The 19,159-nt window shown below is 65.6% G+C and carries 19 protein-coding genes; 6 read left to right on the top strand and 13 right to left on the bottom strand.

From position 1 onward, the window contains the following. Positions 1 to 7 precede the first annotated feature (7 nt). The 12 genes from ACAM42_RS28115 to ACAM42_RS28060 all read right to left on the bottom strand — a co-directional run bounded on the left by ACAM42_RS28115 (position 8) and on the right by ACAM42_RS28060 (position 12,219). A complete protein-coding gene (locus ACAM42_RS28115) occupies positions 8 to 454 on the bottom strand; it encodes a DUF3613 domain-containing protein (RefSeq protein WP_369630118.1) in 447 nt (148 codons plus the stop codon). Further along, positions 451 to 1,419 (bottom strand): tetratricopeptide repeat protein, encoded by a 969-nt coding sequence (locus ACAM42_RS28110; protein ID WP_369630117.1) that lies wholly within the window; start codon positions 1,417 to 1,419, stop codon positions 451 to 453. The genes ACAM42_RS28115 and ACAM42_RS28110 overlap by 4 nt, the downstream gene beginning before the upstream one ends. Further along, entirely contained in the window at positions 1,416 to 2,378 is a 963-nt protein-coding gene (locus ACAM42_RS28105; protein WP_369630116.1) for a type II secretion system F family protein, read from the bottom strand. Before ACAM42_RS28105 ends, ACAM42_RS28110 begins: the two co-directional genes overlap by 4 nt. Continuing rightward, positions 2,375 to 3,370 (bottom strand): type II secretion system F family protein, encoded by a 996-nt coding sequence (locus ACAM42_RS28100; RefSeq protein ID WP_369630115.1) that lies wholly within the window; start codon positions 3,368 to 3,370, stop codon positions 2,375 to 2,377. The genes ACAM42_RS28105 and ACAM42_RS28100 overlap by 4 nt, the downstream gene beginning before the upstream one ends. Next, positions 3,363 to 4,679 (bottom strand): CpaF family protein, encoded by a 1,317-nt coding sequence (locus tag ACAM42_RS28095; protein WP_062479689.1) that lies wholly within the window; start codon positions 4,677 to 4,679, stop codon positions 3,363 to 3,365. The genes ACAM42_RS28100 and ACAM42_RS28095 overlap by 8 nt, the downstream gene beginning before the upstream one ends. Before the next feature lie 7 nt (positions 4,680 to 4,686). Continuing rightward, positions 4,687 to 5,985, bottom strand: coding sequence for a CpaE family protein (locus ACAM42_RS28090; RefSeq protein WP_369630114.1), 1,299 nt, complete (start codon positions 5,983 to 5,985; stop codon positions 4,687 to 4,689). Between the two features lie 10 nt (positions 5,986 to 5,995). Then, a complete protein-coding gene (locus ACAM42_RS28085) occupies positions 5,996 to 7,405 on the bottom strand; it encodes a type II and III secretion system protein family protein (RefSeq protein ID WP_369630113.1) in 1,410 nt (469 codons plus the stop codon). Between the two features lie 11 nt (positions 7,406 to 7,416). Beyond that, positions 7,417 to 8,403, bottom strand: coding sequence for a Flp pilus assembly protein CpaB (gene cpaB, locus ACAM42_RS28080; RefSeq protein ID WP_369630112.1), 987 nt, complete (start codon positions 8,401 to 8,403; stop codon positions 7,417 to 7,419). Between the two features lie 60 nt (positions 8,404 to 8,463). After that, positions 8,464 to 8,961 (bottom strand): prepilin peptidase, encoded by a 498-nt coding sequence (locus ACAM42_RS28075; protein ID WP_369630111.1) that lies wholly within the window; start codon positions 8,959 to 8,961, stop codon positions 8,464 to 8,466. Positions 8,962 to 8,976: 15 nt separating this feature from the next. Further along, positions 8,977 to 9,156, bottom strand: a complete 180-nt coding sequence (locus ACAM42_RS28070; protein ID WP_082818239.1) for a Flp family type IVb pilin — start codon at positions 9,154 to 9,156, stop codon at positions 8,977 to 8,979. Positions 9,157 to 9,568: 412 nt separating this feature from the next. After that, complete coding sequence (locus ACAM42_RS28065) at positions 9,569 to 10,969, bottom strand: murein L,D-transpeptidase family protein (RefSeq protein WP_369630110.1); 1,401 nt, start codon at positions 10,967 to 10,969, stop codon at positions 9,569 to 9,571. A 74-nt stretch (positions 10,970 to 11,043) separates the two neighbouring features. Then, positions 11,044 to 12,219, bottom strand: coding sequence for a tetratricopeptide repeat protein (locus ACAM42_RS28060; RefSeq protein WP_369630109.1), 1,176 nt, complete (start codon positions 12,217 to 12,219; stop codon positions 11,044 to 11,046). Between the two features lie 205 nt (positions 12,220 to 12,424). On the opposite strand from ACAM42_RS28060, the gene ACAM42_RS28055 reads away from it, so the two are divergent. Continuing rightward, positions 12,425 to 13,429: a Bug family tripartite tricarboxylate transporter substrate binding protein gene (locus ACAM42_RS28055; RefSeq protein ID WP_369630108.1), complete on the top strand. Its 1,005-nt coding sequence runs from the start codon at positions 12,425 to 12,427 to the stop codon at positions 13,427 to 13,429. A gap of 27 nt (positions 13,430 to 13,456) precedes the next feature. Here ACAM42_RS28055 and ACAM42_RS28050 read toward each other — a convergent pair whose 3' ends face one another. Then, on the bottom strand, positions 13,457 to 14,254 hold the full coding sequence (locus ACAM42_RS28050) for an IclR family transcriptional regulator C-terminal domain-containing protein (protein ID WP_369630107.1): 798 nt from the start codon (positions 14,252 to 14,254) through the stop codon (positions 13,457 to 13,459). 137 nt (positions 14,255 to 14,391) lie between these two features. Here ACAM42_RS28050 and ACAM42_RS28045 point away from each other — a divergent pair, with 137 nt between their 5' ends. The 5 genes from ACAM42_RS28045 to ACAM42_RS28025 are packed head-to-tail and all read left to right on the top strand — an operon-like array spanning position 14,392 to position 19,023. After that, complete coding sequence (locus tag ACAM42_RS28045; protein ID WP_369630106.1) at positions 14,392 to 15,093, top strand: 3-oxoacid CoA-transferase subunit A; 702 nt, start codon at positions 14,392 to 14,394, stop codon at positions 15,091 to 15,093. Next, positions 15,090 to 15,737, top strand: a complete 648-nt coding sequence (locus ACAM42_RS28040; RefSeq protein WP_062482449.1) for a 3-oxoacid CoA-transferase subunit B — start codon at positions 15,090 to 15,092, stop codon at positions 15,735 to 15,737. Before ACAM42_RS28045 ends, ACAM42_RS28040 begins: the two co-directional genes overlap by 4 nt. Before the next feature lie 33 nt (positions 15,738 to 15,770). Next, positions 15,771 to 16,976 carry a 3-oxoadipyl-CoA thiolase gene (gene pcaF / locus ACAM42_RS28035; RefSeq protein ID WP_062482451.1) on the top strand — a complete coding sequence of 402 codons (1,206 nt, stop codon included), beginning with the start codon at positions 15,771 to 15,773 and terminating at the stop codon, positions 16,974 to 16,976. Next, positions 16,976 to 17,953, top strand: coding sequence for a Bug family tripartite tricarboxylate transporter substrate binding protein (locus tag ACAM42_RS28030; RefSeq protein WP_369630105.1), 978 nt, complete (start codon positions 16,976 to 16,978; stop codon positions 17,951 to 17,953). The genes pcaF and ACAM42_RS28030 overlap by 1 nt, the downstream gene beginning before the upstream one ends. 56 nt (positions 17,954 to 18,009) lie before the next feature. Continuing rightward, the gene (locus tag ACAM42_RS28025) at positions 18,010 to 19,023 is read left to right on the top strand and encodes a tripartite tricarboxylate transporter substrate binding protein (RefSeq protein ID WP_095948087.1); all 1,014 of its coding nucleotides are present in this window, start codon (positions 18,010 to 18,012) and stop codon (positions 19,021 to 19,023) included. The last annotated feature ends 136 nt before the right edge of the window (positions 19,024 to 19,159 follow it).

The raw sequence follows: 19,159 nt of genomic DNA, 5'->3' as shown, positions 1-19,159 counted from the left end.
CTGTTGCCTATCGAGCCTTCGAGTTCGCGCCGCTGGCGCCGTTCGTCACCGTCGAGCCGAGGCGCTCGGGGATCGAATGCTCGAAACTCTTGATGTAACGCTCATAGCTTCGGCCGGCGACGCTACCTGCAATGGTGCGAGGTGTGGGTGATGCAATCTCCCCGCTTCGCTGCCATGCAAGAAGGCCTTGTGTCGCATCGCCGATCTGCATCGACGACGGATCGAATTCTTCGGGCTCGGCCATCTGGGCCTGCGAAGTGGACTGATCTTGCGTGGGTTGAGCGCCAACTGTTGCAGCCCCGGGCGTCTTCGCCGTGCTCGAGGCGGTGGTCGTCGCTGCCTTCGAATCCACTGCGCTCCCTTGCGCAAATGCAGATGTGCTCACGAAGAAGAAGGCCGCAGCCATCGTCCCGATGAGTCGGGAGGCGTCGCGGTCGGCAGATGGGAAGTTCATGGCGTACCTCGTGAGGTCGAGTTCAGTGAAAGAGGCATCTCGGTGGTCGAGGTGGCTGCCGTATTCAACCGGCCAGCAGCGTCAGGCGGGTTGTTTGCGCCGGACCAGCGCGCTCGTTTGAGCGCCAAGGGTGCGGCCGTGGTTTCGGTGCGGGGAGATCCCGATGCCGCGACAGGCGTTGAAGCAGGGCCGAGGAGGGCTGCGGGCTCGACAGATCCACCCGGTGTGCGGATCTGCAATGCTGCTTCGCGCACGGCACGCCGCGTTGCTTCGGACATGCGGTTCGCGTCCATCAAGGCGCGTGCCTGATCTTGCTGGTTGGTCGCTTCCAGATAGAGAGCAACATTGGCCTGTGCTTGCGTGCTGTCCGGGCGCAATTGCAACGCCTGCATGAGCGGAAGGCGTGCGTCTTCGAGTCGACCGGCGCGCAGGTTCGCGTAGCCCAGGTCGCTCAAAAGAAGCGCATCGGTCGGGCTGCGACGTTGGGCCTGTGTGAGCAGTTGGACCGCCTCTGCATAGTTTCCGCGCGAGCCTGCGAGAAGTCCCAGGCCGCGGTAGCCTGCGCTTTCCAGCGATGTTCCAAGCAAGCGCTTGTAGGCAGTTTCCGCGGGGGCGGCCTGACCTGTCTGGCGCAGCGCATCAGCGCGTACGCGCGTGGACTCCGGCGACACCCCCCAACGTTGCTCGAGTGCGTCGATGTGCGCGAGCGAGGCAAACCACAGATCTTCCTTCTGCATCTGGTCCACAAGCTTCAGATAAGTGGCCTGCGTATCGACGGTCGTGCCGGCCTTGGCATCGGCAGCGACTTCGGCCGCTGCGCGCTGTTGTGCATCCGCGCTGGCGGCATATTGGTCCTTCAACCCCGCGCACCCGGAGACGGCAAGCGCCATGACGGCGATCACAAAAAGGCGCGGGCGTGTGTGGCGCAGGGGTTGCGAGGACACGCAACGGTCGGGCTTCTTCATTTGGCGGCGGCTCCCAATGAACGATAGATCGCGAGGAAGGCCGGTCCGCCCGTGACGATCATCAGCGCCGGCAAAAGCGTGGTCACCATGACCGCGGTCATCTTGACTGTGATCTTTCCAATGCGCTCTTTCATTTCCGAGCGCCGATGCTCGCGCAGCCGATCGCTGAAGATTCGCAGGGGTTCCTGCACGGCACCGCCGTGCTTGTCCACTTGCACCAGCAGGGACACGAGTCCGCGAAGGTTCTCGTTCTTGTGCAAGGTCGCTAGGCGATGCAGCGAATGCTCGCGGCTGCGGCCTCGGCTGTATTGGTTGTTGGCCAGGTTCAGTTCATAACCGAGCACGCGCAGCACATGCGAAAAGTCGCTGGCCATGATCTGAAGGCTTTGGTCAAGGCTCAAGCCGACACCCTGGAGGAGTCGGAGCAGATCGATGAACAGCGGCAGTTCCTGGTTCACGCGCTCGCACCGCATGGCGGCGAAGCGACCGAGAACCCATTTGGGTGTCATGAAGCCGATGACGAAGGCCAATGCGAGACCCATGATGACCGTGCGCTGTGTATGCCCCGCGCTCCACAGCACATGCACGAGGATGGGAAGAATGAATGCGAGAAAAACCCGTGTCACGAGAAAGATCAACTGGGCTCGTTTGGAGGAAAGACCGCATTGATCGATGAGGTCTCGGTCTTCGTCTGCCACCAGTGCCCGGCCGAAACGCGAGTCGAGCCAGTGAAATGGGAGGTCGATGTCGGGCTTGGGTGCACTGAACAACTCTTCTGCCTCGGTGGAAACCACCGAAGGGCCAGACGTCTTTCCCGCTTGGTCGATGGCCCTCCCGATGACCTGCCCGCTGCGTGCTCGTCGAAGCTCGGATGCAATCAGTGCGCCGGCTCCCGCCATCAGCCCTAAAGCCAGCAATGCAAGACTCAAGATCGCCAACTGGTTGGATGTGAACGTCATGTCAGCCTCGCCAATCGATACAGGAGTGCTGCTCCAAACAGTTGAAAGCCAGCTGCGAGGAGGATCGTGTTGCGACCCGTACCATCGTTCCACATGCCCATGAAATAGCTGGGATTGGTCAGGATGAAGAAGGTCGCCACGCCCACAGGGAGCAGACCGAGAATCCAGGCGGAAAGCCTGGTTTCCGATGACATGGCAGAGAGTTCATCTTCCGCTTGTTCACGGTCCCGCATGAAGTTCGCCACCCGCTCCAGCAGAAGGTCGGAGCGGCCTCCGTAGCGCACGCCCAATCCGAGGATGGAGGCCAGCAGGTACATCTCCTCGATGCGGACGTTGCTTGCGGTTTGATGCAGGGCGCGGTCGAGGTCCATGCCCGCCCGCACCAGCGACGCAGAGCGCTCCAGGTGACCTCGCAGAGGTGCCTGGGTGGTGGCGATGGCCAGTTGAAAAGCCGCTTGCGTGGAGTTGCCGATGGTGATCAGCCGGACCATCGCGTCGATGTAGGCGGGCAACTGGCCGATCAGCTTCTGGCGAGATTTCTGCAACAGCAGCCAGACTGCAAAGGTTGCCAAAAGCACCAACATGCCGAGGGCGCTCAGTCCCGCGATCCAGCCGCCGAAGAGCCCTGCCGCGCTGGCAAGAAGAGCGATGACTGAAATGCCCAAGATGACCATCCGGGGGGAGATCACACCCACCAACCAGCCAGGCAACGCTTTTTCAATCAGTCCAGAGGGCGCAGCAGCCGTTGCTGCGTTGGCCTCCGCCTCCAGCCAGGGGTCGGTCATGACACCCGTCGTGAGACCTGCGCCAGGCGAGTCCCGCAATGGCGCAGCGACCGGTATGGGGGCCGCGGTGCTGGCCTGGATCTGATGGTTCAGATGACGCTCTGCTGCTTGCCGTGCCTGGCGCTTTTTTGCCCATTGCCACAGCAGCAGCCCCGCCGCGGCGAAGAGCAGCGCGATGCAGGCGAGGATCAGCAGGCCTTCACGCACGCTGGTCCCCTTGCTGTGCTCGCGCAAGCGACTGCCGGAACCGTGCGATCTTTGGAGAGTGCGGGGCAATGCCCAGCGAAACCCAACGATCGCGCTCCTCGCCGTCGGGCGATGCGATCGGCTCGTAACGGTAGAGCTCCTGCATCGCCACGACGTTGTCATTGACGCCGGTGACTTCGCTCAGGGAGATGATGCGCCGCTGGCCATTCGACAGCCGACCAATCTGGACGATGAAATCGATGGCATTGGCGATCTGTCGCCGCAAGCTGACCTCGCTGCCCTGATAGCCAGCGAAGCCCGCCAGCATCTCGAGGCGGTACAGGCACTCGCGCGGGGAACTGGCGTGGATCGTGCCCATCGAGCCTTCGTGACCCGTGTTCATCGCCTGCATCATCTCGATCACTTCGGCGCCGCGGACCTCACCCACGATGATCCGGTCGGGACGCATGCGCAGGCTGTTGCGCAGCAGATCGCGGATGGACACCACACCGGCACCGTCGAAGCCACCCGGACGGCTTTCGAGGCGCACGACATGGCTCGTTCCAAGAGAGAGTTCGGCCGTGTCTTCGATGGTGATGACGCGCTCTCTCGCTGGGATGAAGCTCGCGAGTGCGTTGAGCAGCGAGGTCTTGCCGGAACTGGTGCCGCCGCTCACGAGGATGTTGCAACGGGCGCGGACGGCAATCTCCAGGAGTTGCGCCATGCCGGCGTCGAAGGTGCCGAGCTTCACGAGGTCGGCCGGTGTGAGCGGTTCTTTCCTGAATTTTCGGATCGACACCGACAAGCCATCGATCGCCAAAGGCTCGATGATCACGTTGATGCGGCCACCGTCCGGCAAGCGCGCATCGACCATCGGGTTGGACTCGTCGAGCCGGCGGCCAAGCGGCGCGAGGATGCGGCGCACGATGCGCATCACATGCTCCGAGTCGGCAAAGCGAACGGTTTCGCGCTCCAGCATGCCGTGGCGGGACACGTACACATTCTGGTAGCCGTTGATCAGGATGTCCTCGACGGCCGGGTCGTTGAGCAAGTCTTCCAGCGGGCCGAAGCCTGCCAGCTCCTTCGTCAGTGCATCGGCGATGAGCTGCATCTCGCGGTCGTTGATCGGCACGCGGCGCAGGCGCACGAAGCTGTCGACCTCCAGTTCGACGAACTGCTGGATGGATGCCCGCGACCAGCGACCGAACTCTGCTCCGAGTTCTTCGATGCGACTCAGGAGATGGTCGTGCGTCCAACTCTTGATGTCCTGGAACTGTTGGGAGTTGATGAACGTCTGATCGTCGTCGGCAAATTCGAGGTCGGTGGACATGAGAGATTCAACCTTCACTAGAGCTCTTCCGGAGCCCGACGAGCTGCGATATCCGCGCCGCCCAACCGGACTCCCTGGTCGGGGCGTGGCCCGGATCGGGCATGTATTCCTGCTTCAAGCCGCGGGCCAGGCTGGCGACGGCCTGCGAATACGCGTCATTGCGTGCAGTGCGAACCAGCATTTCGCCGCGGCTGGCGGCGGCCATCAGTTGTGTGCCGCGGGCGGGCAACACATGGTGCAGTGGGAGTTCGAGCCGGGCGGCGATGTCCTTGGCGGGCAGCCCGACCTGGTGGTCGAACTTGTTGACCACAAGCGAAAGCCGCTCGGTCTCCACGCCTCTTGCACGCAGCTCCTTCAGCATGTTTGCCGTGGAGACGATGGCGCCGATGCTTTGATCGCACACCACCAGGCTTCGTTGGGTGGCCTTCACCGTCTGGGCAACGAAATCGATGGTCGAGAAGCCGCCCAGGTCGGCCACCTGGAAGTCAAAGAAGTCGCAGAGCCGCTTGATCAACGCCACAGAGTCCGCGTGCGAAATCTCGCGTACCTGCGCGAGGCTGGTCGGCAGGGGAAGCACCGCCACGCCACTTGCGTGATGAGCCAACGCGGTCTGCAGCAGTGTCTGGTCGAGGCGGCGCAGGTTGCGAACGCCATCGACAAAGCTGAAGCTGCTCTGGGTGTCGAGATAGAGGAGGCCGTCTCGGGACGGCAGGCCGAGATCGAGCAGTGCAACCCCTTGGCGCGAGTTGCGAGGCCCTGCCTGCTTGGCAGCTTGGGACAACTGGTCGTTCAGCAACAGCGACAGGCTGGTGGCGAGCGTCGTCACGCCGATGCCAGAGCGGGCGCCAAGCAGTGCGAGTGTGTATCCGCGTGTGCCGTCCTGTGGCCCACTGCCACGGCGATCGAGCAACTTGCGCAGCGTGGTGACCGCGTCTGTCGCCGGAGCGCTCATGTCGATGAAATCGTCCACGCCGGCGCGAAGCGCAGCAAGCATCGACGCGGGTTCGACGGAGACACCTGCGGCCAGCACCGGCAGGGCAGGCCAGTCGCGCTTCAGCCGCTGATGGAGTTCGCTCGCTGTGCCGGCGTGGTCGCCGGAAAAATCGATGAAGATTGCTGCCGGCCCCAGCAGTGCAATTCTCTCATCGAGCGAGTTGGCGTCGGGGGACAGCATTACCACCGTTCCCTGCCGTCCGAGTGCATCGGTCAGCCACGTGATGTGCTTGCCGTGCGGCGAGGCGAAGAGGTAGGTCTCTGCCCCGATCTCGGGAAGGCTGTCGCGGGGGGCATTCATGGTGTCGTTCACCGCAGGCGTATCAGCGCGAGAAGCCCGGGACAGCCGTTCCCGATGCCGGTCCCAGCAGATGAGCGCGCCAGACGGGGCCGTCGCGTTGTTCTGCACCGCCTGGCAGATAAGGGCCAAGCTCCGTGCCACGCGCGATGGGTTTCACGAGATGCGGCGTGACCAGAATGACCAGTTCCTTCTCGCTCATCTGGTACTTGGTCTGCTTGAAGAACGTACCCAGGACGGGGATGTCGCCGAGCAGCGGGACCTTGTCTGCATTCGAGGTGGTCGTGCGGCTGACCAAGCCGCCGATGATGAAGCTCTCGCCGTCGCCGAGTTCAACGGTCGTGTCGGCGCGGCGCGTGCTGATGGCGGGAACGGCAACACCGCCGACGCTGAGTGAGTTGGTGTAGTCGAGGTCGCTTGCTTCGGGCGCGACCTTGAGCACGATGCGGTCGTTGGACAGCACGGTGGGAGTGAGGGTCAGGCCGATGCCGAAGGGCTTGTATTCGATGCTCGTGGTGCCCAGGCCCTGCGGTGCCGGAACCGGCAATTCGCCACCCGCGAGAAAACTTGCGCTCTGGCCCGACAGCGCCACGAGCGTAGGTTCTGCGAGGACGCGAGCCATGCCGTTGCCTTCGAGAAAGCCGACATTGAGGCCGATGCCCGCTTTGCCGAAGTTGAACAGGAGGCTGAAAGCCTGTGCGAGCGGGTTGTTGTATTCACCGCTGAGTCCACCCGTGGGTGCAAATGACACCGTCTTGAGAGACGCGGGCGTGAACACGCCGAAGCTGAAGCCATTGGAGTTGGCTCGGGTGCTGAAGATGTTGAGACCGGCCTGCTTGAGCACGCTGCGATTGAACTCGACGATCTTGACCTCGACCTGCACCGTGTTGCTTCGCACGTTCACGATCGAACGATCGATCAGGGTGGGTTTTTCCCCCGTGCTGGCCATGGCTGCATCGCGGGCCTCCTGATGAGCATCCATGCTGTTGAGTGAGCCGGTCACGGTGGGGGCGCGCCGCCGCACTTCAAGCGCGTAGACCGTCGCGTTCGACTGACCCTTTTCCCAGACCATGAGCGTGGTCTTGCCCCCTGCCTTGCCTGTCACGATCAGCCGGGCTGCGGGCGAGTTCGGTGACTGCCGCGTCACGGCGACGCCGGCGACCGTTTCGTCGGCGATGGCCATGCGGTCGATGCCCTTGGCAATCAGCAGTTCGCGTTGTGCCCCTGCGTCCATCCGCAGTTGCAGCGCAGGGCGTGACGAGCCGCCTGCATCGACGTCTGCCGCTGCGGAGGCGACGGGCCAGACGCTCGGTGTCAGCAGGCACAGCCCCGCGATTGCCAGGCGCAAGGGATGCGCCGGGCCGTGTGTGTTCGCGCGAGGGGCGAGCGTCATGGTGTTCGTTTCCTGCAAGGCATGCATGGGCTTGGCGCGCATGGCTGATCGGGTCAGTAGTTGATGGTTTCGCTGCGGTCGCCGCGGATGACTTCGACCTTGAGCCCGCCGCCGGGGCTTGCGGCGCGAGCCGTCGGGCGCGTCGCGCCCACCGAGGCCGGTGACCGCACTGCGCCGGGCTTGCCACCGGTGACGAAATCGGCCGTGGTCACCCCCGCCTGCGCGCGGTCCAGGCCTTCGAGGGGAGTGCGGCGCGAATCTCCACCCTTGGGCAGCACGGGCTGGAGAGCTGGAGGCAGGTCGGCGAACAGCTTCGGGTCGGGCTCGGACATGTCGGTGGGATTGCGAAGCGCCAACAGCAGGCGACCGCTGTTTTCGGCGAGAGTCAGCCGGTTGATGTCCTCCACGGGCACGGCAAGCACGGCAGTTCTGACTGCTTCGGGGCGCTGCGCCTGTGCGCCGGCATTCTTGTCCGTCTTGGAGGGCAGTCCGTCTACGGACGCGGTGCCGTAAGCGAGGACGCGCTTGCGAGACAGCAGCAGGCGGGCTTGGCTGCGATCGATGTCTTTGCCATCGGACTTGAGCATCAGGAAGACATCGACGAAGTCGCCGGGCTGGACCCGGTTGCCAACTCCCGTTGTCTCATCGGCCTTGACCGCGATAGCACGTTCACCTTCGGTCACGCGCAATGCAAGCCCGGACACCAGTTGGCCCTGCAGAAGCGGGGAGCCCTCACCGAGGTCGATCACGGGGACCCGACCGGCGAGTGGTGCCGTTTCCTGGAAGGCGCCTGCGGGGTTGATCGGCAGGCGTTCGACGCGCAGTGCATCCAGGGGAATAGGTTGCCCTGCGGGCAAGGCCTTCGCGGCAACCACGACGGGGAAGGTCTGTGCCTGAGGAGTCTTACTTGGGTTTGCCGCGGCCGACGGTGTTGGCATGGCGGGCGGAGGGGCCTTGCGGCTGAGCATCCACGCGTAGCCTCCGAGCGCAAGCGCCAGAAGCACGAGGATGGCAGCGATGATTTTGGTGAGGTTGATCATGGTGGCGTTTCAGGGCAATCAAGGAGCTATCAATGAACAACTCGTGGTGGCGGGAAGTGCTTACCCGCTCTGTCGACCCCAAACCATCCATATCGCAGCGGCCAGTGCAAGGTAGGCCGCATAAGGAATGAAGCGCACCCGAGTGGGTGTTGAGTCGGTGGGGATTTGCGACGGCCCGAAAAGCATGAGCGAAGCCCGCTGGGAAATGGGCCAACGCCGAAGGCCAAGCCACAGCACGGCATGCAGGCCACCAAGCAGGCTGCCGATGATCCAGATTGGCATCAGGGCCCACGGGCCTACCCACAGACCGAGAGCACCAGCGAACTTCACATCGCCTGCCCCCATCAGACCGAAAGCGTAGAAAACAAGCAGAAAACCGAAGCCGATTGCTCCACCAAGCAGAGCCATGGGCCAATCTTGCCCGGGCGGCCCCACGCCCAACGCGAGTGTTGCAAGCGCTGAAAAAGCGCCTGCAAGCACAAGCCAGTTGGGGACGCGGCGCTGCCTCAGGTCATAGACGATGACGAAGAGCAACCACATCAAATACACCGATGTCATTGCTTTGTCTGGTCGTCAGGCTGCTGGGAGGGCTGCCTTGATATCGATCCAGAGGGCTTCGACTTTCTTGCCAATCCCGTCGGTGCCGGTAATCGCCGTAATCATGACAACCGAAATCAGCCCCGCAATAATTCCATATTCAATTGCAGTAGCACCTTCTTCATCGCGCAGAAAACGAGTAATAGAACTAAGCATGGTGATCTCCTGAAAGGAAGTGTTAACAAAGGCTGGCACGGTGGATGTTATACAGCGTAACTCCGTGTATCAACAGGAGAAACACACCGGATCGAGTCCCGGATGTGCTACTCGGAGGGGTAAAGCAGGAAGGCGGCCAGCCTCGTTCGGCCACCACAACAGGGCAGAAAAGGTCACTTATTCACAGTCTGGAGATGTTCGTTTCCCTCTGTAAACCGCATGCAGCCTTGCATGGACGAGGGGAGCACGTTACGGGCGTGGGAACGTCCGGAAGTTGAGCGTTACGGGAACATGCCCGTTACGTGTTACGTAGCGCGGTACCTAGGAGTGCAATTTGTAACACTCGACAAGGCGGCTCCGTTTGGGCAATAAATCACACTTTTGGGGCCGAGACCCCTTCGGTGATGTGGGCTCAGCCGAGGATTTCTTCGTGGAAGAGCTTCCACTCGCCGCCCTGGCGGAGCCAGTACTGGCGGCGGGTGCGGCCGTTCTTCTCGCCCTCGAACACCTCGCCGAAGGTGGCGACCATGGTGTCCTCGGTGTCGCGCCAGTGCAGGTACGACGTGTCCTTGATTTGCACTCGTTTACCTTGTGCGTAAGTCAATTCGTCGCGGAGTACCGCATCGGCGTCGACGGGTTTCCGGCTGGCGCGCTGGAAATCCGGCAAATAGAATTTTTTCAATTGCGCTTCATTACCGCTGGCGCGCGCGTCTTTCCAGGCGGTAATTGAATCGGCGAATTTCTTTGTTTCTTTTTCGGCCTGCGGCTGCGAAATCCATTGCAGGCTGCGCGCGGTGACGACGGGGGTGGCGCCGATCTGGACCTTGCGCAGCAGCTGCTTGAGGTCGGGGTTGGCCATGACGACGCAACCGTCGCTGGCCAGCGGCGCCCGCGCGAACTGCTGGGGCGGGGTGCCGTGCAGCCAGATGCCGCTGCCGGTCTTGCCGCGCCGCACGTCGTACGGGTTGGGGTAGTTGATGGGCAGGGCGCCGGCGCCGTAGAAGTCTTTCAGCGAGCGCGGGTCGAGGCTGCTGGTGATGTAGTACACGCCCAGCGGGGTGCGCGCGTCGCCTTCGACGGCCTTGTCGGTGCCCGACTTGCCGACGGAGATGTAGTAGTCGGCAACGAGCTTCAGGCCCTTGTCGGAGTTCTCGAACAGGTACAGCCGCGAGCGCGAGGCGTCGACGGCAATGGCGAAGCGGCTGCGGGTCGAGAGGGTGAGGAACTGCGAGGGCACGGTGCCGGCGGGCGGGCGTTCGCGCAGGGCCTGCAGGCGGCGGCGCGATTCCTCGTGCAGCTCGACCATGGCCGGGTTGCCGCGCAGGCGCGCGATGCCAGCGGTGTCGGGCATGGCGTTCGACGGCGGCACCTGCGCTGCGAGCAGGTCGCCGTACACGAGCTGCGCGAGCTGGAAGTTCGGGTGGTCGCGCACGAGGGTCTGGGCCTTGGCCAAGGCCTCGCGGGTCTTGCCGCGGCCGAACAGTTCGTAGACGCCGATCAGGCGGGCCTCGGCGCCGCTGGCTTCCTGCAGCGGCGCGGCGGTTCTGGCGGTCTTGCGGGCCGGGCGCGTGGCGCCCGCGTTGTCTGCCGCGACGGCGGACCGCTTGCCCTTGGCTTGCAACTGCGTCTTGCTGGCGCCGCTGCCGGCTTTGGCGCCTCGGGCTTCCTTGGCGGACGCCCGGCTGCCGCCCGCCTTGGCGGCCTTGGTGCCGCTGGTCTTGGTGTTGGCCGACTTGCTGCTGGAGCTGTTGCTGTTGTTGGCTGCGAGCGCGGCGCTGGGCGTGGCCAGCAGGAGCGCAGAAGCGGCCGTCAAGGCCGCGAGCAGCTTCCCGCTCCGCAGCGGGAACGGGAGGGTCTGAAGCCGGCCGTGCCGGACGATGTCTGCCACTAGCCGCCGACGCTTTCCTTGCGAATGTGCCACTGGTTGCCGGAGCGTTGCAGCTCGAGCGTCTTACGGCTCGCGATGTTGAGGTTGTCGGCGCGGTAGATCTGGCGGAACTTGGCGGTGGCGGTCTGTCCGTCGACCTTGATCGCGAGGTTCTCGAGGTTCACGCTGATGCTGGACTTGCCGACGATGCGCGCGCGGCGGTCTTCTTCCCAGGCCTTGCGGCTCTGGCCGCCGGCGGGCACGAAGTCGCTGCCGTAGGCGGCGAGGTAGCGGTCCATGTCCTGGCTGGCCCAGGCCGAGGCCCAGCCGCGCACAACGGATTCGATCTCGGCGGTGGACGCCGGGGCTGCAGCAGGCGCTGGTGCCGGTGCCGGTTCAGGCGTCTTGGCGACCGGCGCGGGCGCTGCGGCCACCTTGACGGGCGGCGCGACGGGCGCGACAGCGGGTGCCGGCGCGGGCGCAGGCGGGGCCTTGGCGACGGGCGCAGGAGCGGGCACGGGTGCCGGAGCAGGTGCCTTGGCGACCGGTGCGGGCGCAGGTGCCGGGGCGGGAGCCTTCGCAGCCGGTGCGGGTGCAGGCGTCGTCGTGGCCGAAGCCACCAGCGTCGAGCCCTTCGAGCCGGCCGCCGGCGGAGCGGTGAAGAGCGTGCGGATCACGGCCAGCTTGGGCTGCACCGCGGTGTTGTTCTGGTCGAGCTGCAGCGCCTTGCTGTAGGCCTGGCTGGCCAGCCGCGCGTACACGTCGCCGAGGTTTTCCTGGGCGGTGGCGTAGCTGGGGTTGGTGCGAATGGCGCTTTCGAGGGCGTTGCGGGCCTTGTCGAACTGGTTCTGGCTCGCGTAGATGACGGCGAGGTTGTTGAACGGCTCGGGCAGCTCGGGCGCGTCCTGCGTGAGCTGGGTGAAGGCGGCGATGGCCTCGGCGCGCTTGCCGGTGTCAAGCTGGATCACGCCCTTCAGGAAGCGCATCTGCGGATCGCGCGGCTTGTCCTTGAGGAAGGCCTCGGCCTTGGTCATGGCCTCGTCGAGCTTGCCGGACTGCATCAGGCGGTCGACCTCTTCGTGCTCGGTCGCGGCCAGCGCGGGAAGCGCGGCGCCGCAGGCCGCAACGGCCAGGAACAGGGCGCGCACGGTGGGGGGGAAGCTGAAGCGGGCGCGAGGCCGGGGGCTCTTGGGCATTGCGGACAAGACCTCGTTGGTGGGGAAGGGGAATGCGGCAGGCATTGTAAATGCGCCCGTCACCTCTGGATACCAAGCTGACGGAGCCCTGCGATGGCCCTATTCACAGTTGTGCCGAACTTGTGCGCTGCAGCATCATCATGTAACGTCTCGTAAGCAAAATGCACGTGTTTACCCTGATTTTTCCAACCCTCCGGAGTCCGTTTTGAAGATCACCAAACGCCGCCTGCTCGAAGGCGGCGCTGCAGCCATTGCCACCTCGCTGTTCACGCCGGCCTCGTGGGCCCAGCGCGCGGCAGGCGGCGATGCCGCCTGGCCAACCAAGCCCGTGCGCATCCTCGTGGGCTTTCCGGCCGGTGCCTCGCCCGACCTGGCGGCGCGCGCCATCGCGGAGCCGCTCTCGAAGCTCCTGCGCCAGCCGGTGACGGTGGAGAACAAGCCCGGCGCCAGCGGCAACCTCGTGGCTGCCGAAGTGGCCAAGGCCACGGACGACCACACCGTCGGCGCGCTGATCAACGGGAACCTCACGATCGCCAAGCTGCTGAACCCCTCGCTCGACTTCGACCCCGAGAAAGACTTCGCCCCCATCGGCCTGATCGGCACCGCGCCGCTGGTGCTGGTGGTGTCGGGCAGCGCCACGGGCAAGTCTGCGGCCGACCTGCTGCTGTGGGTGCGCAACCTGGGCGGCGCCGGCAAGTACGGCACGCCGGGCGTGGGCACCGTGGGCCACCTGGGCATGGAGCTGCTCAAGAGCCGCGCGGCCATCACCGCGCAGCACAAGCCCTACACCGGCAACCCGCAGGTGATCGCCGGCATCCTCGCGGGCGAGATCCAACTGGCGCTGCTGCCGCCGGGCCTGGCGATGCCGCACGTGAAGTCGGGCAAGCTCAAGGCCATTGGCGTGACCTCGCCCGAACGCAGCCCGCTGGTCAACGAGCTGCCGACGATCCGCGACGCCGACGTGCGCGGCGCCGACCTCGAGATCTGGACCGCGCTTGCCGCGCCCGCGAGCATGAAGCCGGCCGCCGTGGCCCGGCTGAACGCCGCGCTGGTCGAGGTGATCAGTTCGCCCGAGGTGAGCGGCGAGCTGCTCAAGACCGGCTGGCAGGCGCAGCCCGGTTCGCCCGACACGCTGGCCAAGCGCATGCGCGCTGACACCACGCGGCTGGGCGGCGTGATCCTCATGAAAGGCATCCGTTCGGAGGCCTGAGCCAGCGCCGGAGCGATCGCGCTGCGGCTACAGCAGCGCCGACACCTGCCGTGCCGCATCGATCAGCGCCGGCAGCATCGTCTCCTGCATCACCTTCGCGCTCGTGCGGTTCGCCTGTCCGCTGATGTTCAGCGCGGCCACCATGCGGCCCTGCCGGTTCACGATGGGCGCGGCCACGGAGATCAGGCCTTCTTCCAGTTCCTGGTTCACCAGGCACCACTGCTGCTTGCGCGCCTGGGCCACCTTGGCCATGAGCGCGTCGATGTCGGTCACGGTGTGCTTGGTCAGTGCTTCGAGGTTCGAGGCCTCGAGGCGCGCGCGCACCTCGTCGTCACTGAGATCGGCCAGCAGCAGGCGGCCCAGCGAGGTGCAGTACGCCGGCAGCCGCGAGCCCACGCCCAGGCTGATGCGCATGATCTTCTGCGTCGGCACGCGCAGCACATAGACGATGTCGGTCGCGTCGAGCACGGCGGCCGAACAGGACTCCTGCACCTGCTGCACCAGCGCCTCCATCACGGGCTCGGCGCGGTTCCAGATCGGCATCGACGACAGGTAGGCAAAGCCCAGGTCGAGGATGCGCGGCGTGAGCGTGAAGAGCTTGCCGTCGGTCACCACATAGCCCAACGTCTGCAGCGTGAGAAGAATGCGCCGCGCCCCCGCGCGTGTGAGTCCGCTGCTGGCCGCCACCTCGCTCAGGGTCTGGTGCGGCGCGCTCGCGCTGAACGAGCGGATCACCTGCAGGCCGCGCGCAAAAGACTGCACGTAGCTGTCGCCGGGGGCGGGCGTGTCGGCGGTGGAAGTGACGGAAACGGGGTGGGTTGCCATGGCGAGCGATCCTCTCTAAAATTCATTATACGAACAAAAGTTCTTTAGACGAACAAATTGCGATTCACGAGGATTCGTGAATTCGGCAGGGTGTTCGGACCGTTCGGTTTCTTTCTTCACTCCCGGAGACAGGCTTCATGATCAACAAGATCGCGCGCTCGGTCGCCGATGCCCTGGCAGGCATCCAAGACGGCGCCACGGTGCTCATCGGCGGTTTCGGCACCGCCGGCATTCCAGGCGAACTCATCGACGGCCTCGTCGAGCAGGGCGCCAAGGACCTCACGGTCGTCAACAACAACGCAGGCAACGGAGAGACGGGCCTGGCGGCGCTGCTCAAGGCCGGCCGCGTGCGCAAGATCATCTGCAGCTTTCCGCGCCAGGCCGACAGCCAGGTGTTCGACGGCCTGTACCGCAGCGGCAAGATCGAGCTCGAGCTCGTGCCCCAGGGCAACCTGGCCGAGCGCATCCGCGCGGCGGGTGCCGGCATCGGCGCCTTCTACTGCCCCACGGGCTACGGCACGCAACTGGCCGGCAACCGCGAAACGCGCGAGATCGACGGCGTGCAGTACGTGCTCGAGTACCCCATCCACGGCGACGTGGCGCTCATCAAGGCCGAGCGCGGCGACCGCTGGGGCAACCTGGTCTACCGCAAGGCCGCGCGCAACTTCGGCCCGGTGATGGCCATGGCGGCGAAGAAGACCGTCGCCACCGTGCACGACATCGCCGAACTCGGCACCCTCGACCCCGAGAGCATCGTGACCCCGGGCATCTTCGTGCACCAGGTGGTGCGCATCGAACGTGTCGCCACGCAAGCGGGTGGCTTCAAGAAGGCAGCATGACCATGGCATACACCCGTCGCACCAAAGATCAGTTGGCAGCCCGCGTCGCACAGGACATCTTCGACGGCGCTGTCGTCAACCTCGGCATCGGCCAGCCCACGCTGGTGGCCAACCACCTGCCGCAGGGCCGCGAGGTCATCCTGCAAAGCGAGAACGGCATCCTCGGCATGGGCCCCGCGCCCGAGGCCGGCGAAGAAGACTACGACCTCATCAACGCGGGCAAGCAGCCCGTCACGCTGCTGCCGGGCGGCTCGTTCTTTCACCACTCGGACAGCTTCGCGATGATGCGCGGCGGCCACCTCGACATCTGCGTGCTCGGCGCGTTCCAGGTGTCGGCCACCGGCGATCTCGCCAACTGGCACACGGGCGAGAAAGACGCCATTCCCGCGGTCGGCGGCGCGATGGACCTGGCCATCGGCGCCAAGCAGACGTGGGTCATGATGGATCTGCTCACCAAGCAGGGCGCGAGCAAGCTGGTGCAGCAGTGCACCTATCCGCTCACCGGCATCGGCTGCGTCAAGCGCGTGTACTCCGACCTCGCCACGCTCGAGTGCACGCCGCAGGGCCTGAAGCTCGTCGACACCGTCGAGGGCCTGAGCCGCGAAGAACTCGAGACGCTGGTCGGCCTTCCGATCGCCGCCTGATCCCATCCAAGCCATCAGAGAGAGACAACTCACATGACCACCCAAGCCTTCATCTGCGACGCCGTCCGCACCCCCTTCGGCCGCTACGGCGGTTCGCTCAGCAGCGTGCGCACCGACGACCTCGGCGCCGTGCCGCTGCGCGCCCTCATCGAGCGCAACAAGAACGTCGACTGGCAGGCCGTGAGCGACGTGCTCTACGGTTGCGCCAACCAGGCCGGCGAAGACAACCGCAACGTCGCACGCATGTCGGCGCTGCTCGCGGGCCTGCCGATCGAAGTGGGCGGCGGCACCATCAACCGCCTGTGCGGTTCGGGCCTCGATGCACTGGGCACCGCGGCTCGCGCCATCCGCGCCGGTGAAGCCGGCCTGATGATCGCCGGCGGCGTCGAAAGCATGAGCCGCGCGCCCTTCGTCATGCCCAAGGCCGAGAGCGCCTTCAGCCGCAACAACGCGGTGTACGACACCACCATCGGCTGGCGTTTCGTCAACAAGCTCATGAAGGCGCAGTACGGCGTCGACTCGATGCCCGAGACGGCCGAGAACGTGGCGACCGACTACAAGATCGAGCGCGAAGCGCAAGACCTGATGGCGCTCAACTCGCAACTGCGCGCCGTGGCCTCGCAGAAGTCCGGCTTCTTCGACGCCGAGATCGTGCCCGTGAGCGTGCCCCAGAAGAAGGGCGACGCCCTCATCGTCAACAAGGACGAGCATCCGCGTGACACCACGCTGGAGGCGCTGGCCAAGCTCAAGCCCATCGTGCGCCCCGACGGCACCGTCACCGCCGGCAATGCCAGCGGCGTGAACGACGGCGCCTGCGCGCTGCTGCTGGCCGACGAAGCCAGCGCCGCCAAGCACGGTCTCACGCCGCGCGCCCGAGTGGTCGGCATGGCAACGGCCGGCGTCGCGCCGCGCATCATGGGCATCGGCCCGGCGCCCGCCACGCAGAAGGTGCTGGCGCTCACCGGCCTCACGCTCGACCAGATCGACGTCATCGAACTCAACGAAGCCTTCGCCGCGCAAGGCCTCGCCGTGCTGCGCCTGCTGGGCCTGAAGGACGACGACGCGCGCGTGAACATCAACGGCGGCGCCATCGCACTGGGCCACCCGCTCGGCGCCAGCGGCGCACGCCTGGCCACCACCGCGGTGAACCAGCTGCACAAGGGCGGCGGCCGCTACGCGCTGTGCACGATGTGCATCGGCGTGGGGCAGGGCATTGCCGTGATCCTGGAACGCGTCTGATGACGCTCGCCCGACGCGAGCTGCTGCTGGGCCTGCTGGCAGCAGCGGGCCTGCCGGCGCATGCGCAGCAGAGCGATGCCAAGCCGATCCGCATCGTCGTGCCCTTCGCGGCCGGCGGCGGCAACGACGTGTTCGCTCGCCAGATGGCCAAGGGCCTGGGCGAGGTGCGCAAGTCCGGCGTCATCGTCGACAACAAGCCCGGCGCGGGCGGCAACCTCGGCACCGAGCAGGTGGTGCGCAGCACGCCCGACGGCAACACGCTGCTGCTGGGCCACACGGGCACCGTGTCGATCAACCCGACGCTGTACAAGGGCCTGAAGTTCGACGCCCGCAAGGACCTCGTGCCCGTGGCCATGTTCGCGTCGTCCGCGCTCGTGCTCGTGGTGCCCGCGGCTTCGAAGGTGCGCAGCGTGGCCGACCTCGTCAAGGAGGCCAAGGTGCGTCCCGGCCTGCTCGACTACGCCTCGAGCGGCAGCGGCACGGGCGGCCATCTCACGGGCGAGCTCTTCGCGCAGCGCACCGGCACGAAGATCAATCACATTCCCTACAAGGGCACCAACCCCGCGCTCACCGACCTCGCGGGCGGCCAGGTGCAGATGATGTTCAGCGTCATCCCGCCCGCGCTCGCGCTGGTCAAGGGCGGGCGCCTGCGCGCCATTGCCGTCACGGGCGCCAAGCGCCTGCCGTCGCTGCCCGACGTGCCCACCGTGGCCGAGTCGGGCCTGCGCGAACTCGCGGGCTTCGAGAGCACGCTCACCTACGGCATCCTCGCGCCGCGCGGCACGCCCGACGCGTTCGTGAAGACGCTGTCGGCGCAGATGCTGCAGGTGGCGGGTGGCGCCGAGTTCCAGTCGCGCCTGGACGTGGAAGGCGCCGTGCCGCTGCTCGGCGGGCCGGCCGACTATGCCGCGCTCATCGCGAAGGAAAGCGCGCTGTGGGCCGGCATCGTCAAGGCCTCGGGCGCGTCGGTCGACTGAGCGGCGACGCACCGCTTCCCACCCATCAACGATTCATCAAACCGGAGACTTCCCTCATGTCCTTTTTCCGTTCGTCGCTTTCGCGCCGCGCCATCGCAGCGGCCGTGCTGGCCCTGACCGCCGGCGGCCTGCTGCCGCTGACCGCTTCGGCACAGCAACAACCTGCAGCCTTCCCGACCAAGCCCGTGCGCATCATCACGCCGTTCCCGGTCGGCGGTGGTCCGGACGGCGTGGCCCGCCTCGTGGCCGACAAGCTCTCGCGCGCCTGGGGCCAGCCGGTGGTGGTCGAGAACCGCCCGGGCGGCAACGGCTTCATCGCCATCGACGCCTTCAAGCGCGGTGCGAAAGACGGCCACGACATCATCGTGCTGGACAACGTGCACCTGGCCGCGTACCCGGCGCTGTTCAAGAAGCTGCCCTACGACGCATCGAAGGACTTCGACGCACTGCTGCCGCTGTTCAAGACCTACTTCTTCTTCACCGTCGCGACCAACAGCAAGTACAAGACCGTGGGCGACCTCATCGCCGACGCCAAGGCCAACCCCGGCAAGCTCGACTACGGCTCATGGTCGGTCGGCAACCCGGTGCACCTGGGCTCGGAGCTGTTCGAGTCGGCCACCGGCACGCAGATGGAGCACGTGATCTACAAGGAGACCACGCAGCTGTACACCTCGGTCGCCACCGGCGAGCTGGCCTTTGCACTGGGCAGCAGCGCCACCGCCGGCCCGCTGCAACGCGCCAACAAGCTGCGCTTCCTGGCAGCGGCAGCGCCCCAGCGCGTGGCCGCTTTCCCCGACGTGCCCACCGTGAGCGAATCGGGCGGCCCGAAGGGCTTCGAGGTCATCGGCTGGAACGCCATCGCCGTGCCGAAGGGCCTGCCGGCTTCGGTGACCGACAAGATCAAGCGCGACATCGAGAAGGGCCTGGCCGAACCCGACGTGCTGGAGAAGTTCAAGAGCTTCGGCTACGAGCCGTTCCCCACCACGCGCCCGCAGTTCGACCAGTTCGTGGCGACGGAAACGAAGCGCTTCACCGACGTGATCCGCAAGGCGAACGTGTCGCTGGACTGACAGCGCGCGCCCCGGGCGCATCCGCAACGAACAAGGCACCCGCGAGGGTGCCTTTTCTTTTGGGCGTCGCGCCCAGGGCGAGAGATTGTGCTGTCCAAAAGTCACATGTTACGTATGGATACGCGACAGGGTAGAC

Origin of the sequence: Variovorax sp. V35 (assembly GCF_041154465.1) — a bacterium.
Taxonomy (GTDB): Bacteria; Pseudomonadota; Gammaproteobacteria; order Burkholderiales; family Burkholderiaceae_C; genus Variovorax; species Variovorax boronicumulans.
The sequence above is the reverse complement of the archived record's forward strand: the minus strand, read 5'-3'. Positions and strand labels throughout refer to the sequence as shown.